The sequence below is a fragment of the Mucilaginibacter jinjuensis genome (assembly GCF_028596025.1).
In the GTDB taxonomy this organism is placed as follows: Bacteria; Bacteroidota; Bacteroidia; order Sphingobacteriales; family Sphingobacteriaceae; genus Mucilaginibacter; species Mucilaginibacter jinjuensis.
This window is the reverse complement of record NZ_CP117167.1, coordinates 1,192,515-1,208,181: the sequence shown is the minus strand read 5'-3', so window position 1 is coordinate 1,208,181 and position 15,667 is coordinate 1,192,515. Positions and strand designations below refer to the sequence as shown.

The following is a 15,667-nucleotide window of genomic DNA, read 5'->3' as shown; positions in this document are numbered from 1 at the left end:
TTACTTCTTTTATAAGTTAAAATTAAGACCAAGTACATAAGATGTAGGTACCCTTGCGCCTCCGACACCAGTCAACGGATTGATCGTTTCAGGATCGACACCCACATCATTTTTCACCCATAACGCTTTGGGGTTGTTAAGCTGGAAAGTAAGTCTGACATTTTTAGCACCTAATTTGCCGATCCATTGCTCCGGTAGCTGATAACCAAGAACCACGCTTCTGATTTTTATAAAATCTGCCGGCTTTACATAAGTGTCTGAATTGATCAGGTAACTCGAAGGCACAGTTGTAGTGCCTGCATAAGTACCGGGTGCATATTGTCCAAAACCAGGAATTTTCGTATTGGTATTGGCCGGTGTCCAGCTGCTGGAGAGATACGATGGCATGCTGCCGTAGGCTGCTCCACTACCGTAAACATCAGGAGCCGCAGTCCGCATGTAATTCCCTCCGTAATAAACGGCAAGCACATTAAGGCTAAACCCTTTATAGTAAACGGTATTTGTTAAACCAATCACATTGACCGGATCAGTCCCACCTGAATAGGCCACCGCACTCAGGTCACTTCCGGTTAGCGCAACGGATGTCAGGCTTCCATCTGCTTTTAACCACTGCGGCTGACCAACGTTATTAAGTCCTTTATACTGGTAAGAAAACAGTGAGTTGACCGGATACCCCACTTTATAGCCGCCGCCTACCAACTGAGTCGGCAGCACAGCAACGGCATCAACATAAGTGATTTTGTTTTTATTATGGCTCAAACTTACCATCGACGTCCACGAAAGACCGTTTTTAGTTGCAGGTTTTAGCCAGCTGTAATTCAGCGTCAATTCAATACCGTTGTTAACTAATCCACCATTATTGATGATCTGGCTGGTAAAGCCTTCAGATGGGTCGATGCGGGTAGTAAATAATAGATCGGTACTTTTCTTTCTGTAATAGTCTAAGCTACCGTTCAATCTGTTATTAAAGAAAGCAAAGTCAACACCGACGTTTGGCGTGGTGGTTTTTTCCCATCTCAATTCCGGATTGGCAGCACTGGTCACTACAGAAACAGGCGCATTAGTAAGCTGATTAGCCGGCAAGGTTGAATTGGCTGTCAGGAAACTGTTTACACCCGTGGCGATATTTCCGGTAATACCATAGCTCACCCGCAGCTTCAAAAAGTTCACCCAACTCACATCATGCATAAATGATTCATTAGATATATTCCAGGCAAGACCCGATGACCAAAGCGGCTTTCCTCTAAATTTTTTATCTAGTCCGAAAACATCGGCGTAATCCACACGATAGGAACCAAAAGCGGCATACCTGTTATCATAAACATAAGTAGCATTCGCATATCCGGAGTTATAACGATGGGTTGTTTCCGGGATCAGGCCTATCTGATTATTAAAATAGGTGTTGTATAAATTTGTGGTATTGAACCCTGGTTTAAAAGTTGTAGTTGTTGAATAAGCAAAAAGCGCTGGAAAGTTAACCGCTGTAGTCGATTGGTTTTGCAGTTGGTCATCATAACCTAGCAATAAACCATTGGTGCCCTTTGTATTGATCTGCCGGTATTCGGTACCCGCAATGACATCGATATTACTTTTCCCCAACTGCTTTTTATAGTCCAGTTGCCCCCTGGCAGTCCAGGAATTGCTGGTGCTGTTAACTGTAGCAAGTTTTCCGCCATTTAAAGGAAGCAGGTTCGCATATGTAACAGGGCTTGTGGCCTGTGGAACTTTGTAATAAATATTATCCAGATACCTCATGATATAACTTTGTTGTTCAGAGTAGGCGGACGTATTTGCAGTCGTGTTTTCGTATTGGAACTGCGGAGTAAAAATCAGGCCGGGTATGATCCTGGCATTCATGTTAACAAAATACCGACCGTTGATTTGATCAACTTTACTTGCGTCAAGGCCGAGTTCATCAAGATGGTTGATCAGCATGCTGTATTGCGGCTGACTTGCTGCGGTCGTATTGTACATGTTGTAGTCATTGGTCGTATAATAAACACGGTTCCCGTTTTTATCGAGCAATTGAAGGTATGGAGACACATTGGTGGCGCTGGTCGCAAAGGCGCTGTTGCTGGATTTCGTCTGACCCAATACTGTATTTACACCATAATTTACATCAAGCCATTTGGCCATATTATATGTGCCTTTGTAAAAAATATTCAACTGACGGTCGTAAGCATTAATGATTCCGGAGTTGCTGTTTTTGTAATCAATTACAAGGCTGGAATTATATTTATTACCGTCTGTTCTCACCGCCAGGTCATATTGCTGCAAGATTGTCTTTAACAGTGCGTTGTCCTTATACTGTTTGCGGAAATCATTCTGTTTAAAGGCTGCAAGTTGGGCGTCTAACTGCGCCTGCGTTATTTGTCCCTGAGCAAGTTGATAATAAGCATATTGTACGGGAGTTATCGGATTGCCGTTAGTAATATTAGTGGCTGTTAATGTGCTCGCGCCAGATACGTTTTTGTAATAGTAATTATAATAGCTGCTTTCGAGATCTACCTGCTGTGAAGGTGTTAGCAAATTAAAACTGATATTAGGCTTTTCTGTAACGGTAACATTACTGTTCACCTCAACGGTAGTACGATGATTTTTCGCCTTTTTAGTGGTAATAACGATAACGCCATTAGCAGCTCTTGCACCATAGATAGCCGCTGCCGCCGCGTCTTTCAGCACCGTTACGCTTTCCACATCATAAGGATTAACGTTGGCGACCGATCCGTCAATTGGAAGACCATCGACAACATACAGTGGCGTCCTGCTGGCGTTGATCGTACTTACCCCGCGTATCGTTGTATTGCCGTTATAATTTACCAATCCGGGCACCCGGCCTTCCAGGTTATTGATGATATTAGGCTGATAACGTTGCTCTAGTTCAGCGCTACCCACAGTAACCGCAGATCCGGTCATCTGTTCCTTTTTAAAGGTTTGGTAGCCTGTATTGATTTTAACCTCGCTTAGGGTAGTGCTGCTGACCTGTAGTTTAACTAACAGTTCGCGCTGGCTTCCTATGGCAACCTCGGTTGTCTGCATTCCAATAAAAGAAAATATAAGGACATCGGATGACGAGCTTACTTTAAGATTGAATTCGCCGCTTTGGTTTGTTGCAACACTGCGTTGTGTCCCCTTAACGACAACGGTTACCCCTGTCAATGGATTTCCAGCCGGGTCAGTGACTTTTCCATGCACTTCAATGTCAGCAACGGAGGAAAGATTTACTGCAGGTTCGACCTGACTGATTTCTGACTTTTTGGGTACGACAATAATCAGTTTTTCGGATATTGAATAGCCAAATGGTTGACCTTTAAAACAGCGGTTCAACACATCCAAAAGCTCCATATTCTTTACATCTATTGTAATCGCTTTGCTTTGTTTTATTTGCTCATCGTTAATCAGAAAATCGAAGCCACATTGTTTCCTGATATCTTTGAATACATCAGCCAGCGCGGCATTCTTTTTGGTTAACGAAATTTTTTGTGCAGATGCCGCAAAGCTGATCTGCAAAAAAGTGGTCAATATAATTAGACAAGTAAGGTTTATCCTCATGAGCCATTTTTTAGGAGATAAATTCCAAGTATGAATAGTTTGTTGCTGGGCTTTCAGCGGACGGCAGGTTATACCATCCCCATTTGTATAGTAAAATTTATACATTTGCACGTTCGGGTTAATAGTTGGAAATCAATGAATAGGGTTTGCTACAGGTTATCCGAAATTCGATCGGGGGCGGTCGTAACGCCTCCGATTATTTTGATTAACCATTAAATATGTCATGGCATTACTTCAATGGTCCTCCCTTCTATTTTAAAGTGAACATTCTGATTCATTTCAAGGGCCTCCAAAATATCAATAAGCTTTTTGGAGCGGGAAATTGTACCGAAAAATTTGCTGTTATTCGTTATTCCTTTATACGCTATATCTACATTATACCATCTGGCTATTTGCCGCATGATCGTCGGCAAATCTTCATTATTGAAAATAAAATCACCGTTTTTCCATCCCACTGCTTGATCTATATCCGCAGCTACGACCAAGATGCTATTTCCCGACACACTTGCCTGTTGTCCGGGCTTAAGTGTATTCGACCTTCCATTGGAAGTAATCAAAACACTGCCTTCCAACAAAGTAGTCTTAATTGATGGTTCATTATTGTAGGCATTGACGTCAAAGTGAGTTCCTAAAACCCTAATAGTTTGACCCATACTTTTTACTTCAAAAGGTTTTCTCAGATCATGGGCCACTTCGAAATATACCTCTCCCGTGATTTCAACCACACGTTTCCCTTTAGAAAATGAAGTTGGAAAGGTAACAGATGAAGATGCATTTAAAAAGGCATGCGTACCATCATCCAAGATCAAATGATACTGGCCTCCGGCAGGCGTGGTAATTTTATTCAGGACCGCAGGTTTTGCTGCCATTCCATGAGATTGATAGGCAAGGACGCCATTTTGCATCTGGGTGGCTTGTGCGTTTCCTTGGGTGGCTAGTTTACCGCTTGGATGATCGGTTAATGTAATTATTTGACCGTTGGCCAATGTCAGTAAGGCTTTATTGCTTCCAGGTAAAATAATCTGACTTTGCAATTTTGCAGTATTATTGTTCTCAGGGCGATCAATCAGCAAAATTCCGGTAATTGATAAAGCAATCAGAGAACAGGCGGCAACAGCAATCTTTGTCAAAACAGTATAACCCGTCCTCTTTTGGCCAACATTATCCAATGCTTTGATAATGCTGAAAATATCTTCTGCCAGTTCCATATCCGTTAAAGATTTAGGAGCGGCTGGAAAATGTTGATTATACCATCCCTCTAATAATGCTATTTCTTCGTCTAAACATTTTCCCTCGCGATACTTTTTTAGCAGATCACCTGCATTTGACTTTTGCATAATATAAGATTTACCTTAAATTAATACACAAGACAAATAATATGGCCTATGGGTGGGAGCTTTTTAAAAAAAATTTTTTAAAAAGATTAAGAAAATGACGTAATTGAAGAAACCTAGCTTTAGGCGCAGAATTTTCAGCGCATTATTGACGTGATCCTTTACAGTTTTCTCAGAAATTCCAAGTTTTTCAGCAATTTCCCTGTGAGATAAATGGTTTTTTCGCGATAATTCAAAAACCTCACGCATCCGAACCGGCATTTTTATAATTTCATCTTCTATAATAGACCTAAGCTGATTGGTTCTGGTTAAAAAGTCAGTGTCGGCACTTGCTTTATTCAAATAGCTTTGTAATGATGTCAAATATTCACTTTGAATCTTCTTACGCGCTATAATATTAAGAATTCTATTTCGCAATGTGATATACAGATAACCGGAAATATTTAATTGGAATTGAATTACCGATCTCTTTAACCATAATGTACTAAAAACCTCTTGAACAACATCCATCGCTTCGTCACGGTCTTGCAGCTTCGAGAAAGCATGAGCATAAAGAAGCCCTGTGTAACGATAATAAATTTCCCGATAAGCACCGTGATCATCCTCTCTCAGGAGGCTGACCAGTTCAAAATCGGTCATATCATCATATATAAGCATCATCCAGAATCCGAATATAACGAAATTAAAGGAAAATGTATTTTCCCGATAGCTAATTGAAAAACTCTGCAATAATAATTTAACGTACAGACCGGACGGAAGACACGTGGGCGCAAATGGCTGCTCATAAATATATTTTACTGATTTACTTATACATTTCACGGACCTCTGATTTTGAAAACAAATTATTATTCACGTGATACCTCATTCATTCGCATATCCGCATCATGATGATACTTTATTGAAATCCCAGTTTTTTTCTAAGTTATCTAATGCAGCCACTACCAGCATTGACGGCGTCAAAATCCTGAAAGTTCTTAAACATTCAATTTATGGAATACACCAGGGTGTTAAATGAATCAGCGGCAAGTGTTTGATTAATTATTCTACCACTTATTTTCAAACGAACAGTCCGAGGTTCCCGGCCGGAATTTCTAATCACAATAATGATGTTGCCATCTGGGTTTCTAAACGCTAACAAATCGTCATAAGATCCCTGGATCTTTAGTAAGGTGGCTCCTGGTTTTACGAAGTGACTTACATGCTTTAAAAGGTAATATTCGTAATTGTAAGAGTAGGACTTTTTGGCGCTGTCAATCGAAACAAGGGAGTTCTGTCGCCATCCCCAATGACTTACGCCGTCTCTAAATAGGGAGATATTCCAGTAATCATAGGCACACACACCGTTATTTAGATAATGCTTCATCAAATCCCAGGCGTAATTGCAATATTCCCAGGTATTACGACCGTCTCCACACTCCTGTTCTGTCTGATATAACGTCAGATCAGGATATTTCTCATGAACCTGTTGAACTGCCTTTTTACCGTCCCATTGAAATCCCGCGCCGTTAACAAATGCACCTGATTGACTTGCTTTTACTGTATCAAGTATATTGGGATTCGATCCGTTATCCGTACCGAAGAATATTTTTACACCAAGCTTATCCATTTCAGGGCCGAGATATGAGATGAATTTTGTCAGACCTGTGACGGTCCACGTGCAGCTTGGAAAAACCTGATTGGAGTAAAATTCATTTTGCGGCATTACCATGCCAATATTGATACGTTGTTTACGATATTCTTTTATGAAACGTGCAAAATAACAGGCATAAGTCTTGAAATAGCGATCCTCCTGTATAAACATATCCATACCTGGACGCCCAATCTGATCAGGTCTGATGCCGTTTTGATATTTAGACTTATTTTCAAACATAGCTTCTGCATAATGTTTATTGTATTTCATCCACTGCGGAGGGCTCCACGGCGAAGCCCATAACTTTAACTCCGGCTGGTATTGCTGAGCTGCATGAATAAAAGGTATCAGCGTAATTAAATCGTTATTAATACTGAAATGGTTAAGAGCGAAATCATGGTCGGTCTCATCATAAGAGTACCATTGCAAAGAAAAGTCATTTGCACCAATTGGCATTCTGCAAATAGTAAAATTGGCTCCTTCTGAAGAAAAAAGTTCGTGCATTACACTTGCACGGTCAGTAGGTTTGAGAGTCTTTAATGAGCTCCAGCCTAATTCGTTGAAACAGCCTCCAAACCCAGCTATCGTCTGTAAGGGAGTTTCTGTCTTTATTTCCACATCTGCTTGACTGCCATAATCAAAATTCTCGATAACAGCTGTGGTCACGAATTTTTTGCTTTGCGTTGTTTCAGTCCATTTCACATGTACCGTTTGTCCATAAAGCCACTGTCCAATTAAAATCAAGAGGCTGCAAATAAAATTTATTTTCATTTGATATTCTTTCGTATGTGACAATTTTAAGCTTGCATGATTAATAAACAGCTAATTTTTAATTAATCGCTAAATAAGAATATTACTGCTAAAAGTTTACTGAACAGGAAATCAACTTGCGTTTAAATATCTCAATCGTTCCGCAATAATGTAAGAACAAAATAAGTCTGCCTCTAACTGATTTCATACAATCTTTCATTGAGCCAAGCGTAATTAATTTCAGCCACCGGACCGCTTCCATAGAACCCTGTATCATGTTCGACATCTCATTCTTTGATTACTGGGCTTTAAAACACTTATCAGATTTTATTTAAATTTGATTAAAAATTCCTATGAAGCCCATAACGGTTGAAGATTTTTACAAAGAGGCATCCTCCTTTATACGTAGCGATATCAAAAATTTATTACCGGGAAATATTAATAAAGATATTGGACATTTTAATGTGTTCAACATAGAAGATCTTCTTAGACAGATGAAAGCGGAACCAGTTATGCCGTATAATAGGAGAACCTATTATAAGATTAGTTTAATTTGCGGAAAAAACAAGGCTGAATATGCTGATAAAGTGATCGATGTAGAAGATTTCGCCCTTGTATTTGCAACTCCTAAAATTCCATATCATTGGATTCCGCAGGATATGAATCAATCCGGTTATTTCTGTCTTTTCACCGAAGAATTTCTGTTACACACAAAAAGTGGCATTGTATTGGACAATATTGCCCTATTCAAAGCCGGTGGTTACCCCGTCTTTCAAATTGATAAGAATCAGGTAACCGAAATAAAAGCCATCTTCAGGAAAATGCATGAAGAAATCTCTTCCACCTACGTTTACAAGTATGATTTATTACGTAATTACATAATGGAATTGGTTCATTATGGCCAAAAACTTCAACCAATAACTCAAACATATTCCAACCATAGTTCGTCGGCACGCGTTTCGTCACTATTTATCGAACTACTCGAAAGACAATTTCCACTTGAACTCACACATCAGCAGTTTACTTTGAGAACAGCCAATGATTATGCCAAGAGGCTTGCTGTGCACGTCAATTATCTGAACAGGACGATCAAGGAACATACTGGAAAGACGACAACACAGCTCATCGCGGCACGAATAATTAAAGAAGCCAAGGTTTTATTAAAAGAAAAAGAACGTAATATTTCTGAAATTGCTTATTGCCTCGGATTCGAACAGGTAGCGCATTTCTCAAATTTTTTAAAAAACATACATCGCTTTCTCCAAATGGCTTTCGTTCAAAAATGCAGGTTTGAAATTTGCAAACACTAGTTTGATGTTTACAAACGACGAACCAATTGAACAGCGACCTTTGTTTCATTAATAGACATAAAATGGAACTAAAAGGCAATACGATTCTGATAACCGGAGGTACAAGCGGCTTTGGATTTCAGTTTGCATCCCGATTGATTGAACTTGGCAATACCGTCATCATTACCGGACGAAATTTGGAAAAATTAGAGCAGACTAAAAATCATTTGCCACTAATAAATATTTTCCAGAGTGATGTGAGCGATCCGAAAAATATTGAATTGCTCTTTAAAAAGGTGGTTGCACAATTTCCTGCTCTGAATATACTCATAAACAATGCAGGGGAGATGCGTAAAATTAATCTGCATGAGCAACGCACCCTTGATGACATTACACGGGAGATTGAGATCAATCTGATGGGACCGATTCGGATGGTACAGCAATTTTTGCCTCATTTAAAAAGCAGTGGTCAGGCTGCCATCCTTAACGTCACATCCGGAATCGCTTTGGCGCCACTACCATTGTCTCCTGTATACGGAGCATCAAAAGCAGGGCTGCGATCCTATACTCAATCTTTACGCATTCAGCTTAAAGACACTAAAGTTAAAGTTTTTGAGTTAGTCGCCCCTGGTGCTAGCACTCCCCTGAATGATAAATTTCTGGAAGTAGATGGTTTTGATCCTAAAATTCTGATGAGCCCGGAAAAACTTATCGAGCAAGCAATCAGGGGGATAGAAAAAGATTATTACGAGATTTACCCCGGTCTCGCCGGTATACTCAGGGTTATGAGCCGTATAGCGCCTAAGTTCTTGTTGATGCAAATGGGTAAGGTAGGCGCAAAAATGATGTCCGGCAGATAACCTCGTGAACTAATTGAACTTTTAAATTCTTAAATCAGGCTTCCTAGATGACCGTGCCTTAATGTTAAGGCATGCCCTATAAAGTTCACAGTTATTTAAGAGAATGGGGGTTCAATTTACTATTCCACCTATTAATTAAATTGAATTGCCAGGCAGGCTGAATTAATTCACCATATCAACCTTAGGTTTCTATAGTGGATAATACTTTAATACTTTGCCTCAATTGTTTTTACTGAGTACTCTATTTTGACAGTCAAAATCATCGCTTACCGATTTCTCTAACACGACAGCCAGTGAAAAATAGATATAAAAATTTAATATATTTGTTATCGCCTTTAATATGTACCTGTTTTTTATCTGGCATCATAAGGCTTGGCCGAAAAATATATTGGTCCTTGAACCCTGACAGGCCGAGTGCATTTTCAGTTTTGCCTTTAACACGAGCCCACATTGTTTTTCCTAGCTCTGAACTGTCCGTATGTCTCCTGAGACAAAATTAAAGACCATGTCTGGGTTTAACACAAGCAGGACTTTTGCAAAACTAAAGTAGTTGTACCCGTAACCTGGTAGTAAGTTTCTTCACACATTTCTACACTGCTCAGGCCTGCGCAACAAAACAGGTATCGCCGGATAAAATAGTTTCGTCATGCTTGATCGCTGTAAAGTCAGGAAGTATACTCATCCAATTTAGGGTGATATTTACCGCTTGACTTGCAGCCGACATATAGAATGTCCGTAACTTTCTTATTATTCATACATTCTATTAAAATGCCCTAGCCAACCATGGTTAGCCAGACGTGATATTTTTATTACTTAACATTATCGTAACAATAAAAGTTGAGTTTTGCACTTGCCTCAAATCCGGATTAGAAAATGCAGGAGCAAAAACGACAATTAATTGAAAACATTTATGGCAAGTTCTGGAAGGAGCTTTACATCGTTGCTTTTCGCCGTTTACGCTCCGAAGAAGACGTGGAAGATATACTGCAAGACCTTTTTCTTTCCTTACTTACCGGAAATGTGAACCTTGATAATGACGACTCCATACGTGCTTTTCTTCATCAGCGCCTCAAAAGCAGGATCATTAACTTTTATCGCAAACAGCTCATCCAGCGGGCATACGAAGAAAAAGAATCGGTGAAAAGCGAAATAGCTGATACCCACAGCGACACCCAATTGCTAAGCCGTGAACTGGAGGCCATAGTACAGCAAGAAATTAACCGCATGCCCGAGAAAATGAAAGAAATATTTCTGCTCAGTCGCAACGATTTAAAAACTACCGAAGAAATAGCCAACCAACTTCAACTCTCCAATCAAACAGTCAGAAACCAGATTAGCTCGGCCATTAAAAGAATCAGGACTGCGGTTAATGATTATAAGCAGGCTGACGTTTCGCCCACCTCACTTCACATTGCCATTACAATAGGCGCACTTTTGTTAATTAATCATTAACAGAAAATACCATATATATTAAATTTAAAAAGCGCATAGTACATCGCCTTTCTTCGATTGGTTATGTTGTAGATGGTCGCATTAAACAAATCAGAATTAAAGCAATTACTGCATAAGCAAGCGCAAAATACCCTTACACCCGATGAGCAGCAAAGGCTCGACGAATGGTATGAGGCATTTGATACTACGCAAAAAGATTTAACCGTGTTCAATGATACGGAACATGAAAATGAAATTAAACAGAGGCTTTTAAACCGGATACTCCAATCCGAAATTCTGGCAGAGCCAAATGATAGAAAGCGTGTAAGGTTCCTAAATATCTGGCAATGGTCGTCAGTTGCCGCGGTACTTTTAATGGTAATTGGCGCTGTGAGCTTTTGGAAATTTAACACAGCCGGTAACCACGAAAAACTACTATCCTTTCAAACCACGCAAGGGCAGTTAAGGCAGATCACATTGGATGATGGGAGCCAGATCTGGTTAAACGCAGGCAGTAAGTTAAGTTATCCCAAACATTTCGATGCTTCGCGCAGGGAAGTATATCTTGATGGCGAGGCTTACTTCGATGTAAAGCACAATGTTGAAAAACCCTTCGTAGTCCACACCGATCGTTTAACCACTAACGTGTTAGGTACGGCATTCTCTGTTACAGCCTATAAAAACATGCCTGTTGAGGCCGTTACCCTTATGCGTGGAAAGGTACAGGTAGCTCATGGCAAAGAAGTACTAGGCTTTTTAACCCCGGATAAGCGGATTGAATACGATATCAACACCGGTAAAAGCCGGTTAATGAATGTAGATGCAGCATCATTAATATCATGGAAAGAAGGGAAACTGCAATTTGAAGACCAGGATATGCAGGATATATCTGCCCGCTTAGGCCGGTGGTATGGCTACACCTTTAAATTTGAGAATAACCAGATCAAAAATTGCCGCTATACAGCAAGCTTCAATAACAGGATCCCGCTTAAAAACCTGCTTAAGGTAATGAAAGAGATCAGCCTTGTTAAATACAGGATAGACACTACCCAAAAAACGGTAACCCTTTTAGGTACCGGCTGTAATCAATAATCACTCCTTTAATTAATTCAACCATGAAAAGAACCCTTACATAACCACCTACGAAACACAAAAACCGCTTTGTGGTCGAGACAAAACGGTTTTAAAAGTGACTTTAACCATTAGCAATTAACAATTTAAAATCAAACGAATCTATGAAATTTCTTTTGAAAAAAAAGAAAACGGCACCGCTTTGCCCCGTTGGCAGTAAAATGTCTTCCATCGGGGTAAAACAACACATTAAACAAATCATGAGAATTTCGGCAACCATAATTTTCCTGATCGGCATTAGTACGCTCACATTAATGGCTGACGCCGGAAAAGCGCAAGAACTTGCTACAACAAAAATAAATCTTGTTGTAAAGAACGAGTCTTTGGCAAGTGTATTACGCAAAATTGAAAGGTTATCTAACCTGCATTTCGTATACCCAAGTGCAAAAATTAGCAGCCTCGAGGTAAGTAGTTTTTCTGCCAATAACCTAAGTCTTGATATTGCACTTGATAAACTACTATTACCCAAGCACCTAACTTACAAAGTAATTGGCGACAACATTTTAATTGATGCCATGAGAACTAAGGCATCAGATCAGGTAATGTCGGCCATTATTAAAGTTAGCGGCAAGGTAAATGACGAGCAAGGTCAACCCCTGCCGGGTGTAACCGTAAAGGTAAAAGGTGGGCAAGCATCCACTTCTACCGATAACCAGGGAAATTACAGCATCAAGGCAGATGAAAACGATGTGCTGGTTTTTACCTTTATTGGTTACGAACCTTTGGAACAAGCCGTAAATGCCAGGAAAACAATCAATATTGCGCTAAAGCCCACATCAAGCCAAATGAAAGAAGTGGTGGTTATCGGTTACGGCACACAAAATCGTAAAGATGTTACTACAGCCGTTTCATCACTGGGTTCGGCCGATATTAATAATTTTCCTGCTACCGGTGTAGATAAAGCCATGACGGGTAAACTGGCCGGTGTGCAGGTATTACAGCCTAACGGCGCCCCCGGTGCCGGGATATCTATACACGTACGTGGCACAGGTACCATCACCGCAGGCAGCGATCCGTTATACGTTGTGGATGGTGTACCATTATCTGATAATGACATTAGCGGCGCAGGCTTCCCCAACTCAGGCTTTAAAGTGAACCCGCTTAATGCAATTAATGTAAACGATATAGAAAGCGTTGACGTTTTAAAAGATGCATCGGCCGCTGCTATATATGGTTCAAGGGGGTCAAACGGTGTAGTGATCATTACAACCAAACGTGGCAAAAAGGATAAAATGGCTATTAATTTAAATAGCTATTATGGTATCCAGTCAACTACCAAAGAAATCCCGATGCTGAATGCCACGCAATATGCACAGTTGATTTATGATGCGCACAACAACACTTATTTCGATCAGTTGCAAGCCAAAGGTTTAACCGGTAGCGCAACAGACGATAATGCGACCCGTTTAAGCAAGTTAGGCGCGGCATCAACCAATACCAGCTTAGCTTACCTCTTGCCCCCGGAGATTTTCCCTTATCTGCAAGGCAAACCTGGTTTAACCGATACCAACTGGCAGGACGCTATTTTTCAACAGGCAGCTATGCAAAGCCATACCTTATCTGTAGCCGGTGGCTCTGATAATGTGCAGTATTATATTTCGGGTAACTACCTCGATCAGGACGGTATAGTTATTAACTCTGGTTATAAAAGATATGCCGGACGCGTTAACCTCGATGCACATTATAATCACTTAAAACTGGGTGCCAGTATCAATTATGATTATGGTATTTATAACTATCAGCAAACCGAGGGTGCATTTAATAATGGTAACCAAAACATTATAGAAGGCGCGCTGGTAGCATCTCCGTTTTTCCCGGTTACCAACCCCGATGGTACTTACAATTTCGATCAGTTTAAATGGCAGTATTCGCAATCAAACGGTATAAACCCTGTTGCGCTGGCTATGCTGAAGACCGACGTAACTTATGAAAAGAAATTGCTGAGCAACCTATATGCTGAATATGAAATTGTAAAAGATCTAAAATACAAGGTATCATTCGGAACCGATATCAGTGATTTTAACAGAAGCATTTTTAGCCCTTCTACCTTGCCAAGCCCGCTCACGCTCACCACACCATCTGTGCCGACAGCCACTTATGATGCCAACCAGATCACTAACTGGGTATTGGAGAACACGGTAAGCTACAAAAAACGATGGGGCGATCATTCCCTACAGGCACTGGCGGGCTATACCCTACAAAGAGAGCGAAGCAACAGCTCAGCCATCGGCGCAACAGGTTTCCCTAATGACCTGGTAAAAACACTGAATGGCGCAACTACGATAACCAGCTTCACTTCTGCCATTAACGAATGGTCTTTGTTATCGGGCTTAGCCAGGTTACAATATAGTTATAAAGACAGGTATCTATTGTCGGCTGCTGTGCGTGCCGATGGTTCATCGCGTTTTGGCCCTAATACCAAATATGGCTATTTCCCATCAGCTTCGGCTGGCTGGATTGTGAGCGATGAGGATTTCATGAAAAACATCACAGCCATCAGCTCTTTAAAATTAAGGGCAAGTTATGGTGTAACGGGTAACTTCCAGATCCCTAATTATGCCTACCTGTCTACCCTATCCCAATCTAATTACGTATTTGGATCAGGAAGCGGCACGCTCAATCCGGGCTTGTATCAATCAACCGCGTCAAACCCCAATTTAGGCTGGGAGAAAACATCAGCCATTAACCTGGGTACCGATATCAGTTTATTTAAAGGTATTTTAAATGCTACGGTTGATGTATATACCAATAACACCAGCCATTTATTACTAAACATACCTGTTCCGTTGGCTACAGGCTATACAACCAGTTTGGTTAATATTGGCAAGGTAAACAATAAGGGTATTGAGGTTACCTTATCCAACACCAGCACAGCAGGTAAATTCAGGTTTACCAATAGTATTAACTACTCTGCAAACCGTAACAAAGTGTTGGATCTGGGTGGCGTAAACTCCATTATCACCCAGGCCCAAAACGTAATTTATTTTATTACCGAAGTAGGCAAACCAATTGGTAACTATTATACGCTGGTTAAAACAGGTGTATTTAAAGATCAGGCCGATATTGATAATACCAAGGCCAAAGTACCAGGCGCTAAACCCGGCGATTTTAAGTTTGCCGATATTAACGGCGATGGCGTTATTGATGGTAATGATAAAACCATTACAGGTAATTATCAGCCTAAATTTACTTATGGTTATTCAGGCCAAGTTCAATACGGGATTTTCGACTTAAATGTGGCCGCCCAGGGTGTTTATGGTAATACCATTGCCAATATCGCCCAGCGTCACTACAACTCTACCGAAAGCTACGCGAATAATACTACCGACGCCTTAAACAGGTGGGTGTCGCCATCAGATCCGGGCAACGGTATTGTGGCCCGTGCCAACAGAAGTGAAACCGGTTTAAATGCGCAAATCTCAACCTATCACTTGTCTCCTGGATCTTATTTAAGAATCAGGGATTTAACATTCGGTGTTTCTTTACCACAACCAACTGCTAAAGCCATAGGCCTTGCCGGTGTTCGAATTTACTTCACAGCCGAAAATCCATTTACTATTACCAAGTACAACGGTTACAACCCGGAAGTAAGTGTAGACTCCAACCCACTGCAACAGGGCGTTGACTACGGAAGTTATCCTGTAGCAAAGAACTTTTTGCTTGGCCTAAACCTTAAATTTTAACTCTCTA

9 protein-coding genes are annotated in these 15,667 nt (G+C 40.6%); 5 read left to right on the top strand and 4 right to left on the bottom strand.

From position 1 onward, the window contains the following. Positions 1-9: 9 nt before the first annotated feature. The 4 genes from PQO05_RS05595 to PQO05_RS05580 form a co-directional block, all read right to left on the bottom strand. Entirely contained in the window at positions 10-3,657 is a 3,648-nt protein-coding gene (locus PQO05_RS05595; RefSeq protein ID WP_273631693.1) for a SusC/RagA family TonB-linked outer membrane protein, read from the bottom strand. 116 nt (positions 3,658-3,773) lie between these two features. Beyond that, entirely contained in the window at positions 3,774-4,889 is a 1,116-nt protein-coding gene (locus PQO05_RS05590; protein ID WP_273631692.1) for a FecR family protein, read from the bottom strand. 63 nt (positions 4,890-4,952) lie between these two features. Beyond that, positions 4,953-5,525, bottom strand: a complete 573-nt coding sequence (locus tag PQO05_RS05585) for an RNA polymerase sigma factor (RefSeq protein ID WP_273631690.1) — start codon at positions 5,523-5,525, stop codon at positions 4,953-4,955. Between the two features lie 343 nt (positions 5,526-5,868). Further along, positions 5,869-7,287, bottom strand: a complete 1,419-nt coding sequence (locus PQO05_RS05580; protein WP_273631689.1) for a glycoside hydrolase family 30 protein — start codon at positions 7,285-7,287, stop codon at positions 5,869-5,871. A 332-nt stretch (positions 7,288-7,619) separates the two neighbouring features. On the opposite strand from PQO05_RS05580, the gene PQO05_RS05575 reads away from it, so the two are divergent. From PQO05_RS05575 to PQO05_RS05555, 5 genes are all read left to right on the top strand, one after another. Continuing rightward, complete coding sequence (locus PQO05_RS05575) at positions 7,620-8,576, top strand: helix-turn-helix domain-containing protein (RefSeq protein ID WP_273631688.1); 957 nt, start codon at positions 7,620-7,622, stop codon at positions 8,574-8,576. 62 nt (positions 8,577-8,638) lie between these two features. Further along, the gene (locus PQO05_RS05570) at positions 8,639-9,415 is read left to right on the top strand and encodes an SDR family oxidoreductase (protein ID WP_273631687.1); all 777 of its coding nucleotides are present in this window, start codon (positions 8,639-8,641) and stop codon (positions 9,413-9,415) included. Positions 9,416-10,288: 873 nt separating this feature from the next. Further along, on the top strand, positions 10,289-10,867 hold the full coding sequence (locus tag PQO05_RS05565) for a sigma-70 family RNA polymerase sigma factor (protein ID WP_273631686.1): 579 nt from the start codon (positions 10,289-10,291) through the stop codon (positions 10,865-10,867). Positions 10,868-10,939: 72 nt separating this feature from the next. Further along, a complete protein-coding gene (locus PQO05_RS05560) occupies positions 10,940-11,938 on the top strand; it encodes a FecR family protein (RefSeq protein WP_273631685.1) in 999 nt (332 codons plus the stop codon). A 143-nt stretch (positions 11,939-12,081) separates the two neighbouring features. Continuing rightward, positions 12,082-15,660 carry a SusC/RagA family TonB-linked outer membrane protein gene (locus PQO05_RS05555; protein WP_273631684.1) on the top strand — a complete coding sequence of 1,193 codons (3,579 nt, stop codon included), beginning with the start codon at positions 12,082-12,084 and terminating at the stop codon, positions 15,658-15,660. Positions 15,661-15,667: the final 7 nt, after the last annotated feature.

Excerpts from the sequence above, each read along its gene's own strand:
- PQO05_RS05590 (WP_273631692.1), bottom strand. The coding sequence starts at position 4,889 with ATGCAAAAGTCAAATGCAGGTGATCTGCTAAAAAAGTATCGCGAGGGA.
- PQO05_RS05560 (WP_273631685.1), top strand. The coding sequence starts at position 10,940 with ATGGTCGCATTAAACAAATCAGAATTAAAGCAATTACTGCATAAGCAA.
- PQO05_RS05580 (WP_273631689.1), bottom strand. The coding sequence starts at position 7,287 with ATGAAAATAAATTTTATTTGCAGCCTCTTGATTTTAATTGGACAGTGG.
- PQO05_RS05585 (WP_273631690.1), bottom strand. The coding sequence starts at position 5,525 with ATGACCGATTTTGAACTGGTCAGCCTCCTGAGAGAGGATGATCACGGT.
- PQO05_RS05565 (WP_273631686.1), top strand. The coding sequence starts at position 10,289 with ATGCAGGAGCAAAAACGACAATTAATTGAAAACATTTATGGCAAGTTC.
- PQO05_RS05595 (WP_273631693.1), bottom strand. The coding sequence starts at position 3,657 with ATGTATAAATTTTACTATACAAATGGGGATGGTATAACCTGCCGTCCG.
- PQO05_RS05575 (WP_273631688.1), top strand. The coding sequence starts at position 7,620 with ATGAAGCCCATAACGGTTGAAGATTTTTACAAAGAGGCATCCTCCTTT.
- PQO05_RS05570 (WP_273631687.1), top strand. The coding sequence starts at position 8,639 with ATGGAACTAAAAGGCAATACGATTCTGATAACCGGAGGTACAAGCGGC.
- PQO05_RS05555 (WP_273631684.1), top strand. The coding sequence starts at position 12,082 with ATGAAATTTCTTTTGAAAAAAAAGAAAACGGCACCGCTTTGCCCCGTT.